This window comes from Stenotrophomonas sp. Steno-Z2, assembly GCF_056393235.1.
In genome coordinates this window covers 217,097-236,640 of sequence record NZ_JBWJOY010000004.1, presented here as the reverse complement: position 1 = coordinate 236,640, position 19,544 = coordinate 217,097, and the positions used below count along the sequence as shown (strand labels likewise).

Sequence of the window (19,544 nt, the reverse complement as noted above, 5' to 3'; positions counted from 1 at the left end):
CGCAAGGACCCGACCATGTTCGCCTACTACTTCAAACTCGCGTTGCGCAGCTTCCGCCGCAACAAGGTGCTGACCGCGCTGATGGTCCTGGCCATCGCGCTGGGCATCGGCGCGGCGATGACCACCCTGACCGTATTCAAGGTGCTTTCCGGCGACCCCATCCCGCACAAGAGCGACCGCCTGTTCTACGTGCAGCTCGACCCCTACACCCGCGACGGCTACAAGCCGGGCGAGGAGCCGGAGTGGCAGCTGACCCGCTTCGACGCCGAGGAACTGCTGCGGCAGAAGAAGGCGCCGCGGCAGGCGATGATGAGCGGCGGCGGCGGCATCGTCGACCCGCGCCTGGATGCGCTCAAGCCCTTCAGCGTCGGCGCGCGCTACACCTCGGCCGACTTCTTCCCGATGTTCGACACCCCGTTCCAGTACGGACAGGGCTGGAGCGGCAACGAGGACACCGGCCACGCGCGGGTGGCGGTGATCAGCCGCACGCTCAACGAGAAGCTGTTCAAGGGCGCCAACAGCGTCGGCCGCGAGGTGCTGTTCGAAGGCCACCCGCTGCGCATCGTCGGCGTGCTCGACGCCTGGTCGCCGCGCCCGCAGTTCTACGACCTGTTCTCCGGCCGCTACGACCGCCAGGAGGACGTGTTCGTGCCGTTCTCCACCTCGCGCGACCTGCGGCTGGACCGCAACGGCAACATGAACTGCTTCGGCCGCGAAATCGTCAACGACGCGACCGCGCTGAACGTGCCCTGCTCCTGGATCCAGTACTGGGTGGAGCTGGACTCGGCTGGCGACGCCGCCGCGTTCAAGGCCTACCTGGACAACTACTCCGACCAGCAGCGCGCCGCCGGCCGCTTCGAGCGCCCGGCCAACACCCGCCTGCGCAACGTGATGGAATGGCTGGACGTGCGCGGCGTGGTGCCCGGCGACGTGCGTCTGCAGATGTGGCTGGCGTTCGGCTTCCTGCTGGTGTGCCTGGTCAACACCGTCGGCCTGCTGCTGGCCAAGTTCCTGCGCCGCAGCGGCGAGATCGGCGTGCGCCGCGCGCTCGGCGCCAGCCGCGGCGAGATCTTCAAGCAGTGCCTGGTCGAGGCCGGCACGATCGGCCTGGCCGGCGGCCTGCTCGGCCTGCTGTTCGCGCTCGGCGGGTTGTGGGCGGTGCGGCAGCGCCCGGCCGAGTACGCGTCGCTGGCGCACCTGGACGGCTCGATGCTGCTGCTGACCTTCGCCCTGGCCATCGTCGCCAGCCTGCTGGCCGGCATGCTGCCGGCCTGGCGCGCGATGCAGGTGGCGCCGGCGCTGCAGCTCAAGAGCCAATAACGCTGGAACGACTGGAGGGGTGGGAAGCAGGTACGGCTCTCATCTCACTTCCCACTCCTCGTTTTTTATTTCCGCTCCCGGAGAACCCCATGGAAATCCGCCCCATCCTCTCCACGCTGGCGCGCCACAAGATGGCGGCCGCGCTGATCGTGCTGGAGATCGCGCTGAGCTGCGCCATCATCTGCAACGCGCTGTTCATCGTCTCCCAGCGCATGGAAACCCTGAACCTGGCCAGCGGCATGGACGACGACCGCCTGATCGAGATCGGCCTGAGCGGCATCGGCCAGCAGACCGACGGCGACGCGCGCAGCGCCGAGGACCTGGCCACGCTGCGCGCCATCCCCGGCGTCGAGCGCGTGGCCATCACCAACCAGCTGCCGTTCCAGAACGGCAGCTGGAACACCTCGCTCTCGCTCAACCCCGAGCAGGAAGTGCCCACCCTCAGCGCCACGCAGTACATGGTCAGCGAAGGCACCCTGGCCACCATGGGCCTGAAGCTGATCGCCGGCCGCGACTTCACCGCCGATGAGTACAAGAGCAGCGACGTGCTCGAAGCGGCCGGGGACGTCACCGGCCTGAGCTCGGCGATCATCCTCAGCAAGCCGGCCGCCGACAAGATGTTCCCGGGCGGCGGCGCGATCGGCAAGACCGTGTACATGGCCAATATCCCGCTGACCATCGTCGGCGTGGTCGATACCCTGCTGCGCCCGAACATGCAGAGCAACGACCGCACGTTCTCGGTGATCTTCCCGATCCGCATGAACTTCGCCAATGGCGGGCGCTACCTGATCCGCGTCGCCGACCCGGCGCGCCGCGCCGAGGTGCTCGAGCAGGCCCTGGCCGCGCTGGACAAGAACGACCCCAACCGCCTGGTGTGGCGCAAGCTGACCTTCGAGGAAGGCCGCGCCAACTTCTTCGCCAACGACCGCGACATGATCGGCCTGCTGCTGATCGTCAGCGGCCTGCTGCTCCTGGTCACCGCGCTGGGCATCGTCGGCCTGGCCAGCTTCTGGGTGCAGCAGCGCACCAAGCAGATCGGCATCCGCCGTGCGCTGGGCGCGACCAAGGGGCAGATCCTGCGCTACTTCCAGACCGAGAACTTCCTGCTGGCGACGATCGGCATCGTCATCGGCATGCTGCTGGCCTACCTGCTGAACCAGTGGCTGATGGGGCGCTACGAGCTGCCGCGCCTGCCGCTGCTGTACCTGCCGATCGGCGCCGGCGCGCTGTGGCTGCTGGGCCAGCTGGCCGTGTTCGGCCCGGCGCGCCGCGCCGCGGCGATCCCGCCGGCCGTCGCCACCCGCAGCACCTGACCTGCAAGCCCCTCTCCCGGCGGGAGAGGGGTTGGGGTGAGGGCACAGAGGGAAGGGGTGAGGGCAGAGGGAAACAGACCCAGCCCAACCTCTTCCCCTCATCCGGCGCTTGGCGCCACCTTCTCCCGAGGGGAGAAGGAAATCAGGAACCTCCATGCTCGGCTACTACCTGCAGCTCGCGCTGCGCAGCTTCCGCCGCAACAAGGTGCTGACCACGCTGATGGTGGTGACCATCGGCATCGGCATCGGCGCGGCGATGACCACGCTCACGCTGTACCAGGTGCTGTCCGGCGACCCGATTCCGGAGAAGAGCGCGCGCCTGTTCTACCCGCGGCTGGAGCCGCGCACGCTCGGCCGCGACGTCAGCCTGGACCCGGAGCCGATGGAGCAGCTGACCCGCTTCGACGCCGAGGAACTGCTGCGGCAGAAGCGCGGCAAGCGCCAGGCGATGATGAGCGCCGGTTCGCTGACGGTCCTGCCCGAGGGCGGCGCCGCGCAGCCGTTCCGCGCGCCCGCGCGCTACGCCTCGGCCGATTTCTTCGCCATGTTCGACGCGCCGCTGCGCGCCGGCCATGCCTGGAGCGCGGACGACGACCTTTCCCGCGCGCGCGTGGCGGTGATCGGCACCAAGCTGGCCGAGAAGCTGTTCGGCGACGCCGACCCGGTCGGGCGCGAGATCCACATCGCGCAGGGTGCGCTGCGCATCATCGGGGTGATGGACGAATGGAAGCTCAACCCACGCTTCTACGACCTGAGCAACCGGAGGTTCGGCGGTGGCGAGCAGGTGTTCCTGCCGTTCTCCACCTCGCGCGACATGCGCCTGCCCATCCAGGGCAGCATGAACTGCTGGGGCAGCACCGGCAACGACCCGGACGGCGCGCGCGGGCTCAACGCGCCCTGCGCCTGGCTGCAGTACTGGGTGGAGCTGGAATCGCCGGAACAGGCCGCCGACTACCGCAAGTACCTGGCCGACTATTCGGACCAGCAGCGCGCCGCCGGCCGTTTCGAACGCCCGACCAACGTGCGCCTGGACAACGTGATGGGCTGGCTCGACTACAACCGCGTGGTGCCCAACGACGTGCGCATGCAGATGTGGCTGGCGTTCGGCTTTCTGCTGGTGTGCCTGCTCAACACCGTCGGCCTGCTGCTGGCCAAGTTCCTGCGCCGCAGCGGCGAGATCGGCGTGCGCCGCGCGCTCGGCGCCGCGCGCGGCGACATCTTCCGGCAATGCCTGGCCGAAGCCGGCGCGATCGGCCTGGCCGGCGGCCTGCTCGGGTTCGGTTTCGCCGCGTTCGGCCTGTGGCTGATCCGCCAGCAGCCCGACGACTACGCGCGCCTGGCGCAGATGGACGTCAGCACGCTGCTGCTGACCTTCGCGCTGGCGCTGGCCGCCAGCCTGCTGGCCGGCGTGCTGCCGGCGTGGCGCGCGATGCAGGTGCCGCCGGCACTGCAGCTCAAGAGCCAGTAAGGAGAGACCCGCCATGGAAATCCGCCCCATCCTCTCCGTGCTGCTGCGGCACAAGACCGCCGCGGCGCTGATCGTGCTGGAGATCGCGCTGAGCTGCGCGATCATCTGCAACGCGATCTTCGTGATCGGCCAGCGCACCGGGGAAATGCGCCGCGACAGCGGCGTCGCCGAGGACGAACTGGTCCATATCAGCACCAGCAGCCTGCAGCCGGACATCAACCGCGACGCCATGCGGCGCGAGGACATCGCCGCGCTGGCGGCCGTGCCGGGGGTCAAATCGGTCACCAGCGTCAACCAGCTGCCCTACGGCGACAACGTCTGGGCATCGGGCATCAACCTGCGCCCGGGCCAGGCCGAGTCCGTCGTCACCGCGTCCAACTACATGGACGACGGCCGGCTGCTGCCCACCCTGGGGCTGCGCGTGGTCGAGGGCCGCGGCTTCACTCCCGACGAGTACCAGGACCATGACGCCCTGGAGACGGCGGGACCGACGCCGCAGGTGCCTGCCGTCCTGCTCAGCCGGCCGCTGGCGGCGCGGCTGTTCCCGGGCCGGAGCGCGGTCGGCCAGGACATCTACGTGTGGGGCGACAAGCCCAGCCGCGTGGTCGGCGTGGTCGACCGGCTGCTCGCGCCGGGGCGCGGCCGCACCTTCGAGGACAGCTTCCAGACCATGATCTTCCCGCTGTGGGTGTCCAACGGCAGCTATGTACTGCGCACCGACCCCGAGCGCCGCGGCGAAGTACTCAAGGCCGCGGTGGCCGCGCTCAACCGCGCCGATCCCAACCGCATCATCGGCACCCAGAGCACGGTGAGCGAGATGCGGCGCGACTTCTACAGCCGCGACCGCGCGGTGATCTGGCTGCTGGTGAGCGTGTGCGTGGCGCTGCTGGCGGTGACCGCCTTCGGCATCGTCGGCCTGGCCAGCTTCTGGGTGCAGCAGCGCACCCGCCAGATCGGCATCCGCCGCGCGCTCGGCGCCACCCGCGCGCAGATCCTGCGCTACTTCCAGGCCGAGAACTTCGTGCTCACCAGTACCGGCATCGTGCTCGGCGTGCTGCTGGCCTATACCCTGAACCTGACCCTGATGCGGCAGTACGAACTGCCGCGCCTGCCGCTGGCCTACATCCCGGCCAGCGCGCTGCTGCTGTGGCTGCTCGGCCAGCTGGCGGTACTCGGCCCGGCGCGGCGCGCGGCGTCCATTCCACCGGCGGTCGCCACGCGCAGCGCCTGACCCACGGAGAAACACGATGAAGACGATGCTGTGCCTGTTGCCCCTGCTGCTGATGCCGCCCGCCACCGCGCTGGCGGCCGACGACCTGGCCACCACCGTCGCCGCGCTCGACCGCGCGGTGTTCGACAGCTTCAACCATTGCCAGGATCCGGCCCAGCTGGAAAAGCACGCCGGCTACTTCGACCCGGCGGTCGAGTTCTACCACGACACCGGCGGCGTCACCTGGACCCGCGAGGCGATGCTGGACAACACCCGCCGCTACGCCTGCGGCCACTACACGCGCGAACTGGTCGACGGCAGCCTGCAGGTCTTCCCGGTCAAGGACTTCGGCGCCATCGCCCAGGGCAGCCACCGCTTCTGCGACACCGCCAGCGGCAAGTGCGAAGGCCTGGCCGACTTCGTCATGCTCTGGCGCCTGCACGACGGCCAGTGGTCGATCACCCGCGTGCTGAGCTACGGCCACCGCGCGGCCCACCCGTCCGCGGCACAGCCATGAACTACACGCTGGAAACCGGCCTGCGCGGCTGCCTGCGGCACCCGCGGACGATGGCGCTGGCGGTGCTTACCCTGGCGCTCGGGCTGGCGTCGGTGATGACCATGCTGACCCTGTTGTCGGTGCTGTCGGCCGATCCGCTGCCCGGCATCAGCCACAGGCTGCACATCGCCTGGGCCGATTCACGTCCCGCGCCCAGCAGCGGTGGGCGCGACGAAACCGACGGCACCGGCGCCGCGGTGCCACCGCTATGGAAGCTGGACGATGTACAGGCGATGCGCCGCGAGCGCACGGACATCCGCCAGGTGGCGCTGGTGACCGCGCCGCTGTCGGTGACCAACACCGACGGCAGCAATACCCGCACCGCCTCGGCGGTGCTGGCGGTGGGGCCGATGCTGCCGGTGTTCGGCGTACCGCTGCGCCATGGCCGTTTCTGGACTCCCCAGGAGGAAGATGCGCGCATGCCGGTGGTGGTGATCAGCCGTACCCTGAGCCAGCGCCTGCTCGGCCGCGAGGACGGTACCGGCAAGGAGATCCGGCTCGGCCGCCATACCTTCCGCGTGATCGGCATCAGCGAACGCTGGGCACCACGGCCGCGGCCGCACTTCCTGCCTGGCAACAACCCTGGCTGGCAGGGGGATGGCGACGAGATCTTCGTGCCGGCGATGGCGGCACTGGAGGCCGGCGTGGAGATCACCAGTACGCGCCAGTGCGACGGCGGCGGCTTCGACGGTTTCCGTTTCGACCAGATCAATGTCGGCAGCTGCCGCTGGCTGGTGCTCTGGGCCGAACTGGAGGATGCCGCGCAGCGCGAGGATTATGCGCGCAGCCTGCAGGCCTTCGCCGCGCAGCGCCATGCCAACGGCGCCTTCGAGCGCGCCGCGCACACCAGCCTGCGGCCGATGGCCGCGTGGCTGCGCTTCAACCACGTGGTCCCCGACAGCGTGCGCCTGAATCTTTGGTTGGCGATCGGCCTGCTGGTGCTGTGCCTGGTCAACGTCGCCGGCCTGCTGGCCGCTCGCTTCCTGCGCCGTGCCGGCGAGCACGGCGTGCGCCGGGTGCTGGGCGCACCGCGACGCGCGATCGTCGCCGCCTGCCTGGTCGAAGCCGGTCTGGCCGGCCTGCTGGGCGGCCTGTGCGCGCTGCCGCTGACCCTGGGTGGGCTGTGGCTGATGCGCCAGCAGGGTGAGGCCTACGCGCCGCTGGCGCGCTTCAGCCCGGCCCTGTTCGCCGCGCTGCTTGCGCTGGCGCTGCTCACCGGTTTGCTGGTCGGACTGCTGCCTGCGCTGCGCGCGGCCCGGCAGGAACCGGCACTGCAGGTCAAGACGCTCTAGGAGGCCCAGCATGTTCCCTCTGTTGTCCGCGCTGCGCCGCAACCCGCTGATGCCGCGCCTGATCGTGCTGCAGGTCGCGGTGGCCTGCGCGATCCTGTGCAACACCCTGTTCCTGCTCGGCCAGCAGGCCGGGCCGCTGCTGGTCGATGATGGCCTGGCCGGCGACGAGCTGGTGATCGTCGACCAGCTGGTCAGCCGCGGCGCGCCGTGGACGCCGGCGCAGACCCGTGCCGGCCGCGACGCGCTTGCGGGCATCCCCGGCGTGCGCGCGGCCAGCGCCGCGGCCGGCGTGCCGATGCGGCAGACGCTTACCCTCACCTTCGATCTCAAGTCCGCCAATGGCACGACGCTGACGACCAGCGGCTATGTCGGCGAACGGCTGGTGGATACCTTCGGCCTGCGCCTCAGCCGTGGCCGCGACTTCCTCGACACGGAGTACCGCGACATCAGCATGGCCGACGACATGCGCACCCCGATCATCATCACCGAGGCGCTCGCGCGGGCGCTGTTCGGCAATGGCGATCCGGTCGGCGCGACATTGCGTTCGGGCGACGACACCGGCAGCTATACCGTGGTGGGCGTGGTCGCGCACCTGATGCGCTACCAGCTGTCCGAACTGGACGACGGCAAGGCGGAGCATTCGATCCTCATTCCGGGCCTGCTCAGCGGCATGCCCATCGCCAGCTACGTGCTGCGCACCGATCCCGGGCGCCGCGAGGCGGTTCGTGCCCAGGTGCCGAAGGTGCTGCAGCGCAGCTTCGCCGGACAGCTGGTGCCCGGCATCGAGCCGGTGGTGGCCGACTACGAACGCCTGCGCGCCGATGGCCTGCGAACGCGCCGTGCGGCGGTCTGGCTGTTGGCCACGGTCAACGCCGTTGTCGCCACCATCACCCTGATCGGCATCGCCAGCCTGAGCGGCTACTGGATCCAGCAGCGCACGCGCCAGATCGGCATCCGCCGCGCGCTCGGCACCACCCGTGGGCAGATCCTTCGCCACTTTCTTGCCGAGAACCTGCTGCTGGTCGGTGCCGGGCTTGCGCTGGGATTGCTGCTGGCGCTGGGCATCAACCAGTGGCTGATGCACCACTACGAGCTGGCGCGGTTGCCGGTGCCGTACCTGCCGGCCGCCGCCGCGCTGCTGCTCGCGCTGGGGCAACTGGCGGTCGCCGGCCCGGCACGCCGCGCCTCGCGCCTGCCCCCTGCGGACGCCGCGCGCAGCGTGTAAGGTCTGCGCTTCCCTTTCCCTTCGCCTGCCCGAACCGTGATGCCGCAGATCCTGATCATCGACGACAACGCCGCCGTGGCCACCGCGCTGGACGTGCTGTTCTCGCTGCACGACATCGAGACGCGCCACGCGTGCTCGCCCGCGCAGGGGCTGGCGATGCTCGCCGAGCAGGAGTTCGACCTGGTGATCCAGGACATGAACTTCACCGCCGACACCACCTCCGGCGAGGAAGGCCAGGTGCTGTTCCGGCAGATCCGCGACAACTGGCCGGACCTGCCGGTGATCCTGCTCACCGCCTGGACCCACCTGGACAGCGCGGTGGAACTGGTCAAGGCCGGCGCCGCCGACTACCTGGCAAAGCCCTGGGACGACGGGCGCCTGCTGACCACGGTCAACAACCTGCTGGAACTGGCCGAGACCCGCCGCGAGCTGAGCCGCCGCCGCCAGCGCGAGCTGAAGCAGCGGCAGAGCCTGCACGAGCGTTACGACCTGGCCGGCGTGGTGTTCGCCGACCCGGCCAGCGAGCGCGTGATCAGCCTGGCCTGCCAGGTCGCGCGCTCGGACCTGCCGGTGCTGATCACCGGCCCCAACGGCGCCGGCAAGGAGAAGATCGCCGAGATCATCCAGGCCAACTCCGGCAAGCGCGGCGGCCCGTTCGTCGCGCTCAACTGCGGCGCGATCCCCGCCGAGCTGATCGAGGCCGAGCTGTTCGGCGCCGAGGCCGGCGCCTATACCGGCGCCAACAAGGCGCGCGAGGGCAAGTTCGAGGCCGCCGATGGCGGCACCCTGTTCCTGGACGAGATCGGCAACCTGTCGCTGACCGGGCAGATGAAGCTGCTGCGCGTGCTGGAAACCGGCCGCTTCGAGCGCCTGGGCTCCAACCGCGAGCGCCAGGTGAAGGTGCGCGTGGTCAGCGCCACCAACGCCGACCTGCCGGCGATGATCCGCGACGGCAGCTTCCGCGAGGACCTGTATTACCGGCTCAACACGGTGGAACTGGCGCTGCCGGCGCTGGCCGAGCGCCGCGAGGATATCCTGCCGCTGGCCCGCCACTTCCTCGGCGACGAGGGCAAGCCGCTGTCGCCGCAGGCCGCGCAGGCGCTGCAGCGCCACACCTGGCCCGGCAACGTGCGCGAGCTGCGCAACGTGATCCAGCGCGCCAGCCTGCTCGCGCAGGGGCCAAGGATCGAGGTGGCCGACCTCAACCTGCCGCGGGCCCCGCAACGGCCCACCGCGCCGGCGGACGAACCGGACCGCGCGCGCATCGTCGGCGCGCTGGAGCGCGCCGGCGGCGTCATCGCCCAGGCCGCCGCCGACCTCGGCCTGAGCCGGCAGGCGCTGTACCGGCGCATGGACCGCCACGGCATCCCGCGCGATTGAGACGCCCATGTTGAGAACGCGCTCCTTCACCTTCCGCCTGTTCCTGCGCCTGCTGCCGGTGCTGGCGCTGGCCGCGGCCGTACCGTGGCTGCTGGCCTACTGGATGGACCGCGGCTGGGTGGTCACCCTGGTTTCCACGGTGCTGCTGCTGTCGCTGATGTGGTGGACGCTGCGCCGCGCCACCGCGCCGATCCGCTCGCTGCTGCGTACCCTGGCCGGCATCACCAGCAGCTACCGCGACGGCGAATACAACTTCGGCGTGCACTGGCGCGGCGACGACGAGCTGGCGCAGCTGGTGAAGGCGCACGCCGAGCTCGGCGACGTGCTGCGCGAGCAGCGCCAGTCGCTGGTGCAGCGCGAGCTGCTGCTGGACACCATGGTGCAGAACACGCCGGTGGCGATGCTGCTGCTGGCCGACGGCGGCGACGGCGTCCAGCGCGTGGCGTTCTCCAACGTTTCCGCGCGCAAGCTGCTGCACGGCGGCTGGAAGCTGGAAGGCAAGCGCATGCACGAGCTGCTGGAGAACATGCCGGTGGAACTGCGCAACGCCATCGCCCGCGGCGGCGACAGCCTGTTCGCGGTGCGCGAGGCCGACGGCGACGAGGATGACGAACAGATCTACCACCTGTCGCGGCGCAGCTTCCATCTCAACGGCCGGCCGCACGACCTGCTGCTGCTGCGCCTGCTCACCGCCGAGCTGCGCCGCCAGGAAGTGCAGACCTGGAAGAAGGTCATCCGCGTCATCAGCCACGAGCTCAACAATTCGCTGGCGCCGATCGCCTCGCTGGCGCATTCCGGCGCCGAGCTGGTGCGGCGCGGCCGCACCGACCGGCTGGAAGACATCTTCGGCACGGTCGAGGAACGCGCGCGCCACCTGGAGGGCTTCATCCGCGGCTACGCGCGCTTCGCCAAGCTGCCGCAGCCGCAGCTGCAGACCATCGCCTGGGCGCCGTTCCTGGGCGGGCTGCAGCAGCAGATCCCGTTCCGCATGGCGCCGCCGGCGGAGGACCTGTGCAGCCGCATCGATCCGGCGCAGTTCTCGCAGGCGCTGCTCAACCTGCTCAAGAACGCGCACGAGGCCAGCACCGACAACGGCGTGACCGACGACGCGGTGGAGATCCGGCTGGCGCGGCTGCCGCACTGGCTGCGCATCGAAGTGCTGGACCGTGGCAGCGGCATGAACGAGGCGGTGCTGCAGAACGCGCTGATGCCGTTCTATTCGACCAAGCGCAACGGCACCGGGCTGGGGCTGGCGCTCACCCGCGAGATCGTCGAAGCGCACGATGGCCGCATCTCGCTGCAGAACCGCAACGATGGCGGCCTGTGCGTGACCATCCTGCTGCCGACCAGCCCGTGAACCGGCCGGGCGCGCGTCAGGCGACTGGCCCGGCGTCGTCCCCTGCCATCAGCAGCCAGGCGCTGCGGCTGCCCGCCACCAGCAGCGCCAGCGCCGCGCACATCGCCAGCACGAAGGCCTCCGGCACGCGTGACAGCACCAGCAGTACGCCGGCGGCCAGGAAGAACAGCTGCCCCATCACCGACAGGCCGAAGCGCTGCAGCAGCACCGGCCGCGACCGCAACTCGCGCCGCAGCGCCAGCATGCCGCGCACGGTGCGGACCGCCAGCACCCCGCCGACCGCGAGCAGCAGCATGCCGTGATTGAGCCGCCCCAGCGTCGGCACGATCAGCAGCAGCGAACACACCAGCACGCCGAGGAAATCCAGGTAGACCTGCTGGGCCAGCGCATGCATCGCGCCGTCCCGGCCCAGCCCGCGGCGGTCGCGGTCGAAGGTCATCGCCACGAACACCAGGCCGAGCAGGCCGCCGCCGATCTGCGCGGTGGCGATGAAGAACGCGCTGCATGCCGCCAGTTGCTGCTCGAAACCATCCATGGGTCTTGCCCCCCCGGTCGGGTTGGTCTGGGTTGATCAGGACTTCTTCTGCGGCCGCTTCCAGCCTTCGATGGTCTGCTGGCGGCTGCGCGCCACCGTCAGCCGGTCTGCCGGCGCGTCGCGGGTAACCACCGAGCCGGCGGCGATGGTGGCGCCGTCGCCCAGCGTCACCGGCGCCACCAGCGAGCTGTTGGAACCGACGAACACGCGGTCGCCGATGGTGGTCCGGAACTTGTTCACGCCGTCGTAGTTGCAGGTGATGGTGCCGGCGCCGATGTTGGTGCCGCTGCCGATCACCGCGTCGCCCAGGTAGGTGAGATGGTTGGCCTTGCTGCCCTTGCCCAGCGTCGCCTTCTTGGTCTCCACGAAGTTGCCCACGTGCACGCCATCGGCCAGCACGGTGCCGGGCCGCAGCCGCGCGAACGGGCCGATCTGCGCCGCGCCCTCGCTGACCACGCCTTCCAGGTCGCAATGCGGGCGCACTTCGGTGCCCGCGCCGAGGCGGACATCCTTCAGCCGCACGAAGGCGCCGATGACGACGCCGTCGCCCAGTTCGACCTCGCCCTCGAGCACCACGTTGGCGTCGATCTGCACGTCGCGCCCGGCCTTGACCGTGCCGCGCTGGTCGAAGCGCGCCGGGTCGAGCAGGCGCACGCCCTGCTCGCACAGCGCCCGCGCCGCGCGCAGCTGCCAGGCGCGCTCGAGCTGCGCCAGCTGCCAGGGATCGTTGGCGCCCTCGGCCTCCTGCGGGTCGGCCACGTGCACCAGCGACGCCGGCGTGTACTCGGCCGCGGCCGCGGCGAACACGTCGGTCAGGTAGTACTCGCCCTGCGCGTTGGCGTTGGACAGGCCCGACAGCCAGCGCCGCAGCGCGGTCGACTCGGCGGTGATGATGCCGGTGTTCACCGTGCGGATGCGCTTCTGCTCCTCATTGGCGTCCTTCTGTTCGACGATGGCCGCGACCTTGCCCTCGGCGTCGCGCACCACGCGGCCATAGCCGCGCGGATCCTCCAGATCGGCCACCAGCACCGCCAGCCGCGGCGCGTCGTGCAGCAGCGCACGCAGGGTATCGGCGCGGATCAGCGGCACGTCGCCGTACAGCACCAGCACCTGCGCGGTGTCCGGCACCGCCGGCATCGCCTGCAGGACGGCATGGCCGGTGCCCAGCTGCTGCACCTGCTCGGCCCAGGTCAGGTCGCCCTGGCCGTCGAAGGCCGCACGCACCGCCTCGCCACCGTGGCCATGCACCACGTGGATGCCGGCCGGCTGCAGCTGCCGCGCGGTCTCGATCACATGCGCCAGCATCGGCCGCCCCGCCACCGGCTGCAGCACCTTGGGCAGGACCGATTTCATGCGCTTGCCGGCGCCGGCGGCGAGGATGATGACGTGCAGCGGTTGGCTCATCTGTGGACTTCCGGTAATCGATGTCCGGATTCTAAGAACGCGCCGGCAGGGCGTCGAGCGCGGTGTTGCGATGCCGGTACGCGGGCCCTGCGCCGCGCGGGCGGCGTCGGCATGGAAATGCCGTGAATGAAGTGGAACCGGCAGACATGGCCTGGCGGTGGATCATCTCCGCGCCGCCATGTTCGCCCGCACCCGCGACCGGACACGTTTCCGCTGCCAGCGGGTAGCATGGGCGCTTTCCCGGTGCCTGCATCCCGCCCATGACCCTGCTGCGACAAGGCAGCCGCTACCTCGCCGCCGGCCTGATGCAGCTGCTGCTGGACTGGGGGTGTTCGTGGCGGCCACCGCCGCCGGACTGCCCACCGTGCCCGGAAACCTGCTCGGGCGCAGCAGCGGCGCGCTGCTGGGGTTCTGGCTCAACGGCCGGTATACGTTTCCGCGCGAGGACGGGCGCCGCCATGGCTGGAAGCACTTCGCGCGCTTCCTGGCGCTGTGGCTGCTGATGACCGCGCTCAGCAGCTGGCTGCTGGCATGGGCCACGCACGCGCTGGGCCTGCAGATGGCGTGGCTGGCCAAGCCGCTGGTGGAAGGCGGCCTGGCGGTACTGAACTTCTTCCTGCTGCGGCACGTGGTCTATCGCTGAGCGGAGCGGCGCGCGTGCCGGGCGAGCCAGCCCGGCATCTACACGTCCGGCGTGCCCGACGAAGCGCCGCGCACGCCGGTTGCTCGACGTGGAGGCGGGGTTTGCCCGGCATGGACGCTTCCAGGCGACGCGCCGTGCCGGCTGGGCCCGGCACCTGCAAACGAAAAACGCCGGGCAAGCCCGGCGTTTTTCCTTGCTTCTCCAGCCTCGCGCTCAGTGCTTGAGGTTGCGGCGCAGGCGCTCCAGCGCCTGCAGCTGCGCGGTGACCTCGGCCAGGCGCTGCTGCGCCTCGGCCAGCTCCATGGCTTCGCCACGGTTGGCCAGCACGCGCTCGGCTTCTTCCTTGGCCTTGCGCACCGCCGCTTCGTCGATGTCGGTGGCGCGGATGGCGGTGTCGGCCAGCACGGTCACGACCTGCGGCTGCACTTCCAGGATGCCGCCGGAGATGGCGAAATCCAGGTGCTCGCCGGCGGCGGTGGTGACCACGACCTTGCCCGGCTTCAGGCGGGTGATCAGCGGCGCGTGCTTGGGTGCGATGCCCAGCTCGCCCAGCTCACCGGTGGCCACGACCAGGGTCGCTTCGCCGCTGAAGATCTGCTGCTCGGCACTGACGATGTCGCAACGGATGGTGCTCATGGTTTGGTTCTCGAAAGCAGGGAACGGGGAACAGGGAACGGGGAAGGCGGCTGCGCCGCGATGGAGGGTATCCGGAACAGGGAAACTTCATTCCCTGTTCCCGTCTCCCCGTTCCCGCTCCAGCCTTCCTCAGGCCTTTTCGGCCATCTTCTTGGCCTTCTCGACCGCTTCTTCGATGCCGCCGACCATGTAGAACGCCTGCTCCGGCAGGTGGTCGTACTCGCCGTCGACGATGGCCTTGAAGCCACGGATGGTTTCCTTCAGCGGCACGTACTTGCCCGGCGAGCCGGTGAACACTTCGGCCACGTGGAACGGCTGGCTGAAGAAGCGCTCGATCTTGCGGGCGCGCGACACGGCCTGCTTGTCTTCCTCGGACAGCTCGTCCATGCCCAGGATGGCGATGATGTCCTTCAGTTCCTTGTACTTCTGCAGGGTCTGCTGGACGCGCTGGGCGGTTTCGTAATGCTCGTTGCCGATGACCTGCGGGTCCATCTGGCGCGAGGTGGAGTCCAGCGGGTCCACCGCCGGGTAGATGCCCAGCGAGGCGATCGAACGCGACAGGGTAACGGTCGAGTCCAGGTGGGCGAAGGTGGTGGCCGGCGACGGGTCGGTCAGGTCGTCCGCGGGCACGTACACGGCCTGGATCGAGGTGATCGAACCGGTCTTGGTCGAGGTGATGCGTTCCTGCAGGACGCCCATTTCCTCGGCCAGGGTCGGCTGGTAGCCCACGGCCGACGGCATGCGGCCCAGCAGCGCCGACACTTCGGTACCGGCCAGCGTGTAGCGGTAGATGTTGTCGACGAACAGCAGCACGTCCTTGCCCTTGCCGTTGGCGTCCTTCTCGTCGCGGAAGTACTCGGCCATGGTCAGGCCGGTCAGGGCGACGCGCAGGCGGTTGCCCGGCGGCTCGTTCATCTGGCCGTACACCATCGCCACCTTGTCCAGGACGTTGGAGTCCTTCATCTCGTGGTAGAAGTCGTTGCCCTCGCGGGTACGCTCGCCCACGCCGGCGAACACGGACAGGCCGCTGTGCGCCTTGGCGATGTTGTTGATCAGCTCCATCATGTTGACGGTCTTGCCGACGCCGGCGCCGCCGAACAGGCCGACCTTGCCGCCCTTGGCGAACGGGCACATCAGGTCGATGACCTTGATGCCGGTTTCCAGCAGCTCGGTCGAGGAGGACTGGTCTTCGTACGACGGGGCGGCGCGGTGGATTTCCCACGAATCCGAAGCGGCGACCGGGCCGGCTTCGTCGATCGGGCGGCCCAGCACGTCCATGATGCGGCCCAGGGTGCCGGCGCCGACCGGCACCGAGATGGCGCGGCCGGTGTTGTTGGCCACCAGGCCACGCTTCAGGCCGTCGGTGGAGCCCAGCGCGATGGCGCGGACGATGCCGTCGCCCAGCTGCTGCTGGACTTCCAGCGTGATATCGGTGTTCTCGACCTTCAGCGCGTCGTACACCTTCGGCACGTCGCTGCGCGGGAATTCGACGTCGACGACCGCGCCGATGATCTGAACGATCTTGCCCTGACTCATTGCTGCATCCTCTAATTAAATGCTTTGACTGTGCGCGTCAGACTGCTGCCGCGCCGCCGACGATTTCGGAGATTTCCTGGGTGATCGCTGCCTGGCGGGCCTTGTTGTAGACCAGCTGCAGGGTTCCGATCAGCTTGTTCGCGTTGTCGCTTGCCGCCTTCATCGCCACCATGCGTGCCGCGTGCTCGGAAGCAACGTTCTCCAGCACGGCCTGGTAGACCAGCGACTCGATGTAGCGCGTGATCACGTGCTCGAGCACGGTCGCGGCATCGGGTTCGTACAGGTAGTCCCAATCGTGCGAGGCGACCTGCGTCTCGCTGGCCGGCAACGGCAGCAGCTGGTCGAAGGACGCCTTCTGCGTCATCGTGTTGATGAAGCGGTTGTAGACCAGGTACACGCGGTCGACCTTGCCTTCGGTGAAGGCGTCGAGCATGACCTTGATCACGCCGATCAGCGTTTCCAGCTTCGGCTGGTCGCCGATGTGGGTGACACTGCCGACCATGTTCACGTTGACGCGGCGGAAGAACACGCTGGCCTTCTGGCCGACGGTCACCATGTCGATCTCGGCGCCCTTCTCCTGCCAGCCGCGCATTTCGGCCACGGCCTTGCGGAACAGGTTGTTGTTCAGGCCGCCGGCCAGACCGCGATCGGAGGAGATCACGATGTAGCCCACGCGCTTGACGTTCTCGCGCTCGACCAGGAACGGATGCTGGAAATCGGTGCTGGCCTGGGCCAGGTGGCCGATCACCTGCTTCATCGCCTGCGCGTACGGACGCGAGGTCTTCATCCGATCCTGCGCCTTGCGGATCTTGGAGGCCGAGACCATTTCGAGCGCGCGCGTCACCTTGCGGGTGTTCTGCACGCTCTTGATCTTGGTTTTGATTTCGCGTCCGCTTGCCATCTCTTGTTTCCCGTGGCGCGGGGCTGGCGCCCCGCGTTTGTTCAACCGTCTGAGCGGGGCACCCCCGCTCTACGAGCGCCGGATTACCAGCTGCCGGTGGTCTTGAACTCGGAGATGCCCTTCTTGAAGGCAGCCTCGATGTCGTTGTCCCAGCCGCCGGTGGCGTTGACCTTGCTGATCAGCTCGCCCTGGGTGTTGGCGAAGTGGGCGTGCAGGCCCTCTTCGAACGCCAGCAGCTTGTTGACCGGCACGTCGTCCAGGTAGCCCTCGTTCACGGCGTAGATCGACAGCGCCTGGTTGGCGATGGACATCGGCGCGTACTGCTTCTGCTTCATCAGCTCGGTGACGCGCTGGCCGCGCTCCAGCTGCTTGCGGGTGGCTTCGTCCAGGTCCGAGGCGAACTGCGCGAACGCCGCCAGCTCGCGGTACTGGGCCAGCGAGATGCGGATGCCGCCGGACAGCTTCTTGATGATCTTGGTCTGGGCCGAGCCGCCGACGCGCGACACCGAGATACCGGCGTTCACGGCCGGGCGGATGCCGGCGTTGAACAGGTCGGTTTCCAGGAAGATCTGGCCGTCGGTGATCGAGATCACGTTGGTCGGGACGAAGGCGGACACGTCACCGGCCTGGGTCTCGATGATCGGCAGCGCGGTCAGCGAGCCGGTCTTGCCGGTGACCTTGCCTTCGGTGAACTTCTCGACGTACTCCTCGGACACGCGGGCGGCGCGTTCCAGCAGGCGCGAGTGCAGGTAGAACACGTCGCCCGGGTAGGCTTCGCGGCCCGGCGGGCGCTTGAGCAGCAGCGAGATCTGGCGGTAGGCCACGGCCTGCTTGGACAGGTCGTCGTACACGATCAGGGCGTCTTCGCCGCGATCCATGAAGTACTCGCCCATGGTGCAGCCGGAGTAGGCGCTGATGTACTGCATCGCGGCCGACTCGGAGGCGGTGGCGGCCACGACCACGGTGTGGGCCAGGGCGCCGTTTTCTTCCAGCTTGCGCACGATGTTGGCCACGGTCGAGGCCTTCTGGCCGATCGCGACGTACACGCACTTGATGCCGGTGCCCTTCTGGTTGATCACCGCGTCGATGGCCATCGCGGTCTTGCCGGTCTGGCGGTCGCCGATGATCAGCTCGCGCTGGCCGCGGCCGATCGGGATCATCGAGTCGACCGACTTGTAGCCGGTCTGCACCGGCTGGTCGACGGACTTGCGCCAGATCACGCCCGGAGCGACGCGCTCCACCGGGGCGGTCAGCGAGGTGCCCAGCGGGCCCTTGCCGTCGATCGGCTCACCCAGCGCGTTCACCACGCGGCCGAGCATTTCCGGGCCGACCGGCACCGACAGGATCTGGCCGGTGGTCTTGGCCACGTCGCCTTCGCGCAGGTGCTCGTAGTCGCCCAGCACCACGGCGCCGACCGAGTCGCGCTCCAGGTTCAGCGCCAGTGCGTAGGTGTTGTTCGGCAGTTCGATCATTTCGCCCTGCATCACGTCGGCCAGGCCGTAGATGCGCACGATGCCGTCGGACACCGAGGTCACGGTGCCTTCGTTGCGCGATTCCGCGGACAGGGCGACCTTCTCGATGCGGTTCTTGATCAGTTCGCTGATTTCGGAGGGGTTGAGCGTGGTAGCCATCGTCAAGTCCTAGTGCCGGCGATCAAGCCGGACGATAAGTGAATTCAGTGTGCGAGCGCGGTCTGCAGGCGCGACAGCTTGCCCTTGAGCGAGCCATCGATGACCACGTCGCCGGCATCGATCACGGCGCCGCCGATCAGCGAAGCGTCCACCGCGGTCGATACCTCGACATCGCGGCCGAAACGCCTGCGCAGCGCGGCCTTGATCTTTTCCAGCTCGTCGGCCGACAGCTCGGCCGCCGAGGTCACCGTGGCCTTGACCACGTTCTCGGCTTCCGCGCGCAGCTGGTCGAACAGGCCGGCGATCTCCGGCAGCTGCTGCAGGCGCTGCGATTCGGCCAGCAGGTCCAGGAAGCGGCCGTAGGTTTCGCCCGCCGCTTCCGGCGCCAGCAGGGCGACGGCGTCGCCGCGGCCCAGCTCCGGATTGGACAGCAGGGCCGACACGCGCGGATCGGCGGCAACGCGGGCGGAGAACGCAAGCGCTTCCGACCACGGCGCGAACTTGCCTTCCTCGCGCGCAATCGCGAACGCGGCGCGGGCATACGGGCGGGCAAGCGTGAGGGCCTGGCTCATCTATCAGATCTCCGCGGCCAGCTCGTCGAGCAGCGCCTTGTGGGCGTTGGCATCGATTTCGCGCTTGAGCAGCTTCTCGGCGCCGGTCACGGCCAGGGCGGACACCTGCTTGCGCAGGTCTTCGCGGGCGCGGTTGGCGGCGGCGGCGATTTCAGCCTGGGCCAGTTCTTTCTGGCGGTTGGCTTCGGCGATGGCTTCGTTCTTGGCGGCCTCGACGATCTGGTTGGCGCGGGCATGGGCCTGGTCGATGATCTCGTTGGCCTTGCCACGGGCTTCCTTCAGCGCCTCGTTGACCTTCACTTCCGCCTGGGCCAGGTCTTTCTGGCTGCGGTCGGCAGCGGCGAGGCCTTCGGCGATCTTCTGCTGGCGCTCTTCGATGGCCTTCATCAGCGGCGGCCAGATCTTGGTCGCGATGATCCAGATCAGCGCGGCAAAGGCCAGGGCCTGTGCAATGAGGGTGAGATTGATATTCATGGGTTAGCTCGATCGCTGGTGTCGGGGTGGCTGCGCCGCCGTGGCGGCGCAACCGGACCTTCATCCGAAGCCGGATGCCTTCACCAGGCAT

At 69.1% G+C, this 19,544-nt stretch carries 17 protein-coding genes and 1 pseudogene; 10 read left to right on the top strand and 8 right to left on the bottom strand.

Translation table 11 applies throughout. The features are described from left to right. Positions 1 to 15 precede the first annotated feature (15 nt). The 9 genes from AC06FP_RS11720 to AC06FP_RS11680 all read left to right on the top strand — a co-directional run bounded on the left by AC06FP_RS11720 (position 16) and on the right by AC06FP_RS11680 (position 11,121). Entirely contained in the window at positions 16 to 1,320 is a 1,305-nt protein-coding gene (locus tag AC06FP_RS11720) for an ABC transporter permease (protein ID WP_456119385.1), read from the top strand. An 89-nt stretch (positions 1,321 to 1,409) separates the two neighbouring features. Continuing rightward, positions 1,410 to 2,633: an ABC transporter permease gene (locus AC06FP_RS11715; protein ID WP_456118031.1), complete on the top strand. Its 1,224-nt coding sequence runs from the start codon at positions 1,410 to 1,412 to the stop codon at positions 2,631 to 2,633. A gap of 154 nt (positions 2,634 to 2,787) precedes the next feature. Next, on the top strand, positions 2,788 to 4,101 hold the full coding sequence (locus tag AC06FP_RS11710; protein WP_478075600.1) for an ABC transporter permease: 1,314 nt from the start codon (positions 2,788 to 2,790) through the stop codon (positions 4,099 to 4,101). Positions 4,102 to 4,114: 13 nt separating this feature from the next. Beyond that, complete coding sequence (locus tag AC06FP_RS11705; RefSeq protein ID WP_478075599.1) at positions 4,115 to 5,332, top strand: ABC transporter permease; 1,218 nt, start codon at positions 4,115 to 4,117, stop codon at positions 5,330 to 5,332. A 16-nt stretch (positions 5,333 to 5,348) separates the two neighbouring features. Beyond that, positions 5,349 to 5,828, top strand: a complete 480-nt coding sequence (locus AC06FP_RS11700; RefSeq protein WP_478075598.1) for a nuclear transport factor 2 family protein — start codon at positions 5,349 to 5,351, stop codon at positions 5,826 to 5,828. Next, positions 5,825 to 7,159 (top strand): ABC transporter permease, encoded by a 1,335-nt coding sequence (locus AC06FP_RS11695; RefSeq protein WP_478075597.1) that lies wholly within the window; start codon positions 5,825 to 5,827, stop codon positions 7,157 to 7,159. The genes AC06FP_RS11700 and AC06FP_RS11695 overlap by 4 nt, the downstream gene beginning before the upstream one ends. A 10-nt stretch (positions 7,160 to 7,169) precedes the next feature. After that, entirely contained in the window at positions 7,170 to 8,384 is a 1,215-nt protein-coding gene (locus AC06FP_RS11690) for an ABC transporter permease (protein ID WP_478075596.1), read from the top strand. Positions 8,385 to 8,423: 39 nt separating this feature from the next. Next, entirely contained in the window at positions 8,424 to 9,764 is a 1,341-nt protein-coding gene (locus AC06FP_RS11685; protein WP_456118025.1) for a sigma-54-dependent transcriptional regulator, read from the top strand. Positions 9,765 to 9,774: 10 nt separating this feature from the next. Beyond that, the gene (locus AC06FP_RS11680; protein ID WP_478075624.1) at positions 9,775 to 11,121 is read left to right on the top strand and encodes a sensor histidine kinase; all 1,347 of its coding nucleotides are present in this window, start codon (positions 9,775 to 9,777) and stop codon (positions 11,119 to 11,121) included. Between the two features lie 16 nt (positions 11,122 to 11,137). Here AC06FP_RS11680 and AC06FP_RS11675 read toward each other — a convergent pair whose 3' ends face one another. Next, positions 11,138 to 11,656, bottom strand: coding sequence for a hypothetical protein (locus tag AC06FP_RS11675; RefSeq protein WP_456118024.1), 519 nt, complete (start codon positions 11,654 to 11,656; stop codon positions 11,138 to 11,140). A 36-nt stretch (positions 11,657 to 11,692) separates the two neighbouring features. After that, complete coding sequence (gene glmU, locus AC06FP_RS11670) at positions 11,693 to 13,060, bottom strand: bifunctional UDP-N-acetylglucosamine diphosphorylase/glucosamine-1-phosphate N-acetyltransferase GlmU (protein ID WP_478075595.1); 1,368 nt, start codon at positions 13,058 to 13,060, stop codon at positions 11,693 to 11,695. Positions 13,061 to 13,320: 260 nt separating this feature from the next. Between glmU and AC06FP_RS11665 the strand changes: the two are divergent. Then, a pseudogene (locus AC06FP_RS11665) lies at positions 13,321 to 13,703 on the top strand (GtrA family protein). A gap of 213 nt (positions 13,704 to 13,916) precedes the next feature. Here AC06FP_RS11665 and AC06FP_RS11660 read toward each other — a convergent pair. From AC06FP_RS11660 to AC06FP_RS11635, 6 genes are all read right to left on the bottom strand, one after another. Beyond that, a complete protein-coding gene (locus AC06FP_RS11660; protein ID WP_054661996.1) occupies positions 13,917 to 14,339 on the bottom strand; it encodes a F0F1 ATP synthase subunit epsilon in 423 nt (140 codons plus the stop codon). Positions 14,340 to 14,468: 129 nt separating this feature from the next. Further along, a complete protein-coding gene (gene atpD / locus AC06FP_RS11655; RefSeq protein WP_104937930.1) occupies positions 14,469 to 15,875 on the bottom strand; it encodes a F0F1 ATP synthase subunit beta in 1,407 nt (468 codons plus the stop codon). Between the two features lie 37 nt (positions 15,876 to 15,912). Continuing rightward, positions 15,913 to 16,776, bottom strand: coding sequence for a F0F1 ATP synthase subunit gamma (gene atpG / locus AC06FP_RS11650; protein WP_132865770.1), 864 nt, complete (start codon positions 16,774 to 16,776; stop codon positions 15,913 to 15,915). Between the two features lie 83 nt (positions 16,777 to 16,859). After that, entirely contained in the window at positions 16,860 to 18,407 is a 1,548-nt protein-coding gene (gene atpA, locus AC06FP_RS11645) for a F0F1 ATP synthase subunit alpha (protein WP_456118021.1), read from the bottom strand. A gap of 44 nt (positions 18,408 to 18,451) precedes the next feature. Continuing rightward, positions 18,452 to 18,979 carry a F0F1 ATP synthase subunit delta gene (locus AC06FP_RS11640; protein ID WP_456118020.1) on the bottom strand — a complete coding sequence of 176 codons (528 nt, stop codon included), beginning with the start codon at positions 18,977 to 18,979 and terminating at the stop codon, positions 18,452 to 18,454. A 3-nt stretch (positions 18,980 to 18,982) separates the two neighbouring features. Beyond that, positions 18,983 to 19,453: a F0F1 ATP synthase subunit B gene (locus AC06FP_RS11635; protein ID WP_456118019.1), complete on the bottom strand. Its 471-nt coding sequence runs from the start codon at positions 19,451 to 19,453 to the stop codon at positions 18,983 to 18,985. Positions 19,454 to 19,544 lie beyond the last annotated feature (91 nt).

Bases quoted from the DNA above. Each gene is read 5' to 3' on its own strand.
- AC06FP_RS11720 (WP_456119385.1), top strand. From the start codon at position 16: ATGTTCGCCTACTACTTCAAACTCGCGTTGCGCAGCTTCCGCCGCAAC.
- AC06FP_RS11715 (WP_456118031.1), top strand. From the start codon at position 1,410: ATGGAAATCCGCCCCATCCTCTCCACGCTGGCGCGCCACAAGATGGCG.
- AC06FP_RS11710 (WP_478075600.1), top strand. From the start codon at position 2,788: ATGCTCGGCTACTACCTGCAGCTCGCGCTGCGCAGCTTCCGCCGCAAC.
- AC06FP_RS11705 (WP_478075599.1), top strand. From the start codon at position 4,115: ATGGAAATCCGCCCCATCCTCTCCGTGCTGCTGCGGCACAAGACCGCC.
- AC06FP_RS11700 (WP_478075598.1), top strand. From the start codon at position 5,349: ATGAAGACGATGCTGTGCCTGTTGCCCCTGCTGCTGATGCCGCCCGCC.
- AC06FP_RS11695 (WP_478075597.1), top strand. From the start codon at position 5,825: ATGAACTACACGCTGGAAACCGGCCTGCGCGGCTGCCTGCGGCACCCG.
- AC06FP_RS11690 (WP_478075596.1), top strand. From the start codon at position 7,170: ATGTTCCCTCTGTTGTCCGCGCTGCGCCGCAACCCGCTGATGCCGCGC.
- AC06FP_RS11685 (WP_456118025.1), top strand. From the start codon at position 8,424: ATGCCGCAGATCCTGATCATCGACGACAACGCCGCCGTGGCCACCGCG.
- AC06FP_RS11675 (WP_456118024.1), bottom strand. From the start codon at position 11,656: ATGGATGGTTTCGAGCAGCAACTGGCGGCATGCAGCGCGTTCTTCATC.
- glmU (WP_478075595.1), bottom strand. From the start codon at position 13,060: ATGAGCCAACCGCTGCACGTCATCATCCTCGCCGCCGGCGCCGGCAAG.
- AC06FP_RS11660 (WP_054661996.1), bottom strand. From the start codon at position 14,339: ATGAGCACCATCCGTTGCGACATCGTCAGTGCCGAGCAGCAGATCTTC.
- atpD (WP_104937930.1), bottom strand. From the start codon at position 15,875: ATGAGTCAGGGCAAGATCGTTCAGATCATCGGCGCGGTCGTCGACGTC.
- atpG (WP_132865770.1), bottom strand. From the start codon at position 16,776: ATGGCAAGCGGACGCGAAATCAAAACCAAGATCAAGAGCGTGCAGAAC.
- atpA (WP_456118021.1), bottom strand. From the start codon at position 18,407: ATGGCTACCACGCTCAACCCCTCCGAAATCAGCGAACTGATCAAGAAC.
- AC06FP_RS11640 (WP_456118020.1), bottom strand. From the start codon at position 18,979: ATGAGCCAGGCCCTCACGCTTGCCCGCCCGTATGCCCGCGCCGCGTTC.
- AC06FP_RS11635 (WP_456118019.1), bottom strand. From the start codon at position 19,453: ATGAATATCAATCTCACCCTCATTGCACAGGCCCTGGCCTTTGCCGCG.